This window comes from Candidatus Jordarchaeum sp. (assembly GCF_052745115.1).
The window spans coordinates 1-5,281 of sequence record NZ_JBRAKS010000276.1 but is presented as its reverse complement, the minus strand read 5'-3'; the positions used below and the strand labels follow the sequence as shown (position 1 = coordinate 5,281).

The 5,281-nt window shown below is 38.6% G+C and carries 5 protein-coding genes; 1 reads left to right on the top strand and 4 read right to left on the bottom strand.

Annotation, left to right across the window (positions count from 1 at the left end; translation table 11 throughout):
• Positions 1-141: 141 nt before the first annotated feature.
• Genes ACUVXA_RS15825 through ACUVXA_RS15815 form a run of 3 tightly spaced genes read right to left on the bottom strand, consistent with a single transcriptional unit; the run spans position 142 to position 2,813 of the window.
• Positions 142-561 (bottom strand): Zn-ribbon domain-containing OB-fold protein, encoded by a 420-nt coding sequence (locus ACUVXA_RS15825; protein WP_445872251.1) that lies wholly within the window; start codon positions 559-561, stop codon positions 142-144.
• A gap of 14 nt (positions 562-575) precedes the next feature.
• The gene (locus tag ACUVXA_RS15820; RefSeq protein ID WP_445872250.1) at positions 576-1,727 is read right to left on the bottom strand and encodes a thiolase domain-containing protein; all 1,152 of its coding nucleotides are present in this window, start codon (positions 1,725-1,727) and stop codon (positions 576-578) included.
• 15 nt (positions 1,728-1,742) lie between these two features.
• Entirely contained in the window at positions 1,743-2,813 is a 1,071-nt protein-coding gene (locus tag ACUVXA_RS15815; RefSeq protein ID WP_445872252.1) for a hydroxymethylglutaryl-CoA synthase, read from the bottom strand.
• A gap of 496 nt (positions 2,814-3,309) precedes the next feature.
• Between ACUVXA_RS15815 and ACUVXA_RS15810 the strand changes: the two genes are divergently transcribed.
• Positions 3,310-4,374, top strand: a complete 1,065-nt coding sequence (locus tag ACUVXA_RS15810; protein ID WP_445872249.1) for a polyprenyl synthetase family protein — start codon at positions 3,310-3,312, stop codon at positions 4,372-4,374.
• A gap of 55 nt (positions 4,375-4,429) precedes the next feature.
• On the opposite strand, the gene ACUVXA_RS15805 is transcribed toward ACUVXA_RS15810, so the two are convergent.
• Positions 4,430-4,849, bottom strand: a complete 420-nt coding sequence (locus ACUVXA_RS15805; protein ID WP_445872248.1) for a hypothetical protein — start codon at positions 4,847-4,849, stop codon at positions 4,430-4,432.
• Between the last annotated feature and the right edge of the window lie 432 nt (positions 4,850-5,281).

Genomic DNA, 5,281 nt, shown 5'->3' with positions numbered 1-5,281 from the left:
TTGGAACGCTTCCAGATCCTTAAAAACACCAGCAAAAATGGTCAGCCACAAAATTCTTATTTATGAGCGAATCTTTTTGATACTCAAAACTTAACAAAATAAGTTGAAAAACTATTTAAATTTAAATCAATAGTTGACAAATTAATATTTTTTCTTGTCAGCATTTGTATTTAACACTGGACGGAACTTGTACGAGTAGTAGATTATTCCATCTCTACCATCTTCATTTATTTTACGAACCACGGCTTCTACATCCATTCCGAGGGTTACGCTTTCTGGTTTACAGTCTGTGAGCTGGGTGGTTAAGTACGTTCCATCCTCTAATTGTACCAAGGCAATTATATAGGGCTTGTATATTTCAAAACTTGTTGGTGCGGTGTGCATTACAGTATATGTTACGATTTTACCCCTCTTTGGCAAATTTATTCTCATCATTTGATTCGTATTACACACTGGACAAATATCTCTTGGGGGAAAGCACACTTTTCCGCACTGCACACATTTTTTACCCTCAAGTCGGTAACGTTGAGGGAGTTCTCTCCAAAATTTCGAAACCTGCATTAAACTTCTCCCGCCTAACTACTCAAAATATGCACAAAAGATGAAGCGCCGAAACCGCTTATATTGTTTGTAAGCCCTATTTCTGCACCTTGAACCTGTCTGGCTCCAGCTTCTCCCCGAAGTTGGAGTACAATCTCCGCCATCTGATAAACTCCCGTAGCACCAATGGGATGCCCTCTAGCCTTCAATCCTCCGGAAGAATTCAAGGGTATGGGACCATCCAAGCTAATTAGCCCTTCATCAACCGCTTGAGCTGCAGCACCTTTTTCCACAAATCCTAAGTCTTCCATTGTTAGGAAAGCAGTTATTGAAAACGCGTCATGTATCTCTGCCAGATCTACTTTTCCTGGTGTTATTCTTGCCATCCTATAAGCGTCTCTCGCCGCGTCCCGAGTTGCCTTAAGAGAAAGAAAGTCGTTTCTCGTGTGGAATATAAAGTTGTCAGTACCATGCCCCGCACCAATAATCTCTATGGGTGAAGAGGTTAAGTTTTTCGCGTATTCCTTTGGACAAAGAACCAAGGCTGATGCACCATCACCAAGAGGTGCACAATCCATCAAGTGTATGGGTTCAGCCACTGGATCTGAGTTCATTGCTTTATCCATCGAAATTCGGAATGGGAATTGAGCATAGGGATTTTTCGAAGCGTTATCATGCATTTGAACAGAGAATTTCGCAAAACTTTCTCTTTCAACCCCAAATGTGTCCATATAGAGTCTCATAACCATTGCATTAATTCCCACAAGAGAGAGACCTAGAAAAGCTTCATACTCTTGATCTGTCACTGTTGAAATAATCGAGGTAGCATCGTTAGTGGCGGTGTCCATCATTTTCTCTACACCTCCCACCACTACAAAATCGTGGACTCCAGAAGCAACAGCTTTATATCCCGTATAAATAGCCGCAGCCCCAGATCCACATCCCTCCTCGATTTTAGTTGCCGGAATTCCATTAAAACCCGCAAAATCTGATAAGAGAACTGCAATGTTTTCCTGATTATTAAACTGACCCGCAGACATGTTACCTAGGTAAAGTGCATCGATTTTAGGGTTACCTGCGTCTTCCAACGCACCTCTTACCGCATTAGAAAAAAGTGAACGCAACGATTCACTGAATAGATGACCGATTTTCGTCATTCCAACTCCTATTATTGCTACCTTTCTCATACCTATTCCTTCTTACTACTTTTTTACATCTAATCCGATTATCATTCTACGCCATTTAGCGTAGCATGCATAACCCACGTAATCCTTCCTATCAACATAATCTTGAACAGTGGGTGCTAATTCACGTTTATCTTCAATCGCATCTTGAACGACTATGTGGAATGCGTCGCTTCCAGCCCCAGATCCGTAGGAGACCACTAAGATATTGTCTCCTCCTTGGGCGACATCTAAAACTGCTGATAAACTTAATGGAATACAACCCGCATATGTGTTACCTATTTTAGATACTAGTTTTCCCACTCTAATCTGCTCAGAAGTGAATCCCAACTCTTTTGCCGCTTTTTCGGGAAATTTGCTATTGGGTTGGTGAAATATGGCATGCTGGAAATCTTGAGGTTCCATCTGCAAATCATTCATTAACTGTTTTCCTGCGTTAATTACATGTTGGAAGTATGATTGGCTTGTAAATACGCCACCATGTTTAGGGTAGGGCTGTTCGGCACGTCGCCAAAAATCAGGGGTGTCTGTAACATATGAATTTGAGGCATTAATGGAGGCGGCAGCTTTTCCATCCAATTTACCGATAATAAATGCTCCTCCTCCAGCCGCAGCCGCATATTCTAAATCATCACCGGGGGCGCTTTGAGCCACATCCGAACCAATAGCTAAACCATACTTTATCATACCTGAAGAAACCAGCCCCATGCAGAACTGCATAGCCTCTGTTCCTGCTTTACAGGCGAATTCCAAATCCGCTGCCAGTATATTTGGAGTTGTTCCTATAACCTCAGCAACGGTACAACCTGTAGGCTTGACAGCGTAGGGTGGGGATTCTGATCCAGCAAGTACCGCTCCGATTTCAGTGGGTTCTATCTGAGATCTTTTCAATGCGTTTTGAGCCGCTTCTATAGATATCGTGATCGTATCCTCATCGGGCCCCGCTACCGCTTTCTCTTCTATTCCTAATCCCTCAGTGACCCTCTCTGTATATGTTCCCCAGACTGTGGCGATGGTTTTCACTTTAATTCGGTGCTGGGGTATGTATGCTCCCCAACCTATGATTCCTACTGGTTGATTTGGTATCATCAATATTGTTAGCCCCAAGAATAAAAGCGTTTTAGAAATGTGAGTTTAAATTTTTATTATAATATATTAGCGTTTAAGAGCTCCAAGTTCGATATTTAAACGTTGTGCACTTATCCAATGTTGCATCGGCAATTTTAGCATTTTATCTCCAATAATCATGATTGCTGACATAATAAATGTAATATGCAAAATTGACTAAAACGAATTAAAAATTAATTGAAATTATGCAGTTATTTTGATATATATATGTTAAAAAAATTCAGAGCTTTTTCCAAAGTGAATATCATAAAAATTCTCTTATCGCTGTAAAGAATAAACATTCAAGGTCCTTTCTATGATGAAACTATGTTTTAAATAATATTAGATTATAGTGTATTATTACAATTTTGACGAACTTTTTACCAACCTTCCAAGAAAAGGTTAAAAGTCTTGGATACTAAACCAAAGAAAGTTTTAAGACCACATGTTTAATTTTGAAGTTTAGGGAGAGATAAAATTGGAATTTATTCAAGTTGTAAACAATCTTTCCGAGAAAGTCGACAAAACTCTAGCTTCATTTTTGGATAAAAAAATTGCTACGGCGCCTTTTTCCTATCACAGGACGTATTACTTGAATATTAAAGAGTTTATTTTGAGAGGAGGAAAAAGGCTTAGACCAATTTCTCTAATTCAGGCCTATCGAGGTGTGGCTGATTCTGACGGAAAGATATTTCTTCCTTCTATTTCTGTGGAGTTTCTACATAATGCCACATTAATTCATGATGATCTCATAGATCATGATGAGTTACGTAGAAACGGCCCAACGTTTCATGTAAATTATAGGGAATGGTATAAGAAGGAGATTTCATTAAAAGATAAGGCCGAAGACTTTGGAAACACAATGGCCATTTTAGCAGGAAATACAACCTATAATTTAGGTATTGAAACCCTTCTTTCTTCCAAGTTTAATTACGATCTTATTTGCAAGGCCATCGAACTCTACCAAAAAGTTTTCCAAGAATTAATTAATGGAGTTATGTTCGAAAGTGTGATACAAACAAGAGATAATGCAACAATGGAAGATTATTTACAAATGGTGAAAATGAAAACCTCATCCCTATTAGAGAAGTCCATACAAATGGGTGCAGTGCTGGCAAGAGCCACACCAAATCAGATTAAGGCGTTGAGTGAATACGCCGTGTTAGTAGGTCAAGCGTTTCAAATTCAGGATGATATACTTGGAACATTTGGGACTGAATCAGAAACCGGAAAACCCACAGATGGAGATATTAAAGAGGGTAAGAGAACAGTTTTAGTTATTCAAGCGTTTGACAATGCTTCCATTAATGAATTAAATATTCTAAAAAAGGTACTTGGAGACTCAAGAGCGGACGCAAGTAAAGTGGAAAAAGTTAGGAGAATATTTCAGGAAACCGGTGCCCTTGAAAACTCTAAAAAAATTGCATTGGAGCTGGAGGAAAGGGCTAAGAAAAAATTACTTAAAGCGGATCCACCCTTAAAAAAGGAGGCCCATCAATTTTTCAATAATCTAGCAGATTTTGTAGTAAGCCGAATTTATTAATATAATCAGAATTTCTTGAAAACAAGATTAATATGCTTTTTTTTGAAAAGGTTTTTTAATTTTTATAATTATTCTCATTTTTTGAGCTTAGCGAGAGTGTGTCTAAAAGTTCGCCCAATTCCTCGTCCAATCCCTTCTCATGAGACTTGACTAACTCATCAATTTCCCCTTTGAACTTTTCAAATATTGCAGTGTTTCCATCCCAACTAGAAAGTATGTCGTTATAAGCTCTATGGAATTGTTTTCCAATTTCTTTTCCAATTTTTTCTCCCTCTATTTCATTATCGGTCGCAACCACTACCAGAAAGTTGTCGAAATTTGTATAGCTTAGTTTTGTTTCTTTCGTAACTATTTTGGATAGTTCTTTCCCTGTATGCATTTTTGCTGTATGATCAATGGCGGTGAAAAGACCCCCAGTAGGGATGAATCCTTTCTTGTCAATTTTGAATCTCGGTATACTCTGTGAATTAAACACTCTCCGGTTTTTTTAATAGCCATAGGCCATAGATCATCTAAGCCACCCTTACCTCTTCGAAATAGAATTCGATTATCTAGTTTGTCCTATTTAAAAATAATTAAAAAATATATTTATGAATTCCTAGGCTTTGGGACAAAATTGGTTTCTCTTTCTTAAAATCCCTTCGCTAGAGTGTTGAAACTCATTCTAGCAGGGTGAAGCCCCACGCCCTCTATCCCGTCCTATGCATTACCCACAATTATCGTGGGTAATTTTTGCTCTCTAATTTTTTATCATATACGTAATATTTTTTATCGTGGGAACAAGAAAATATGCGTATCTTGCATAAAATTAGAGGAAAGCAATTACTCGTAGCACTTATGGGTAATGCATAGCTATCCCGTCTGCGAAAGCTTTCGGGAATGCTTTTCTTACCACGTTGTAGGCGGC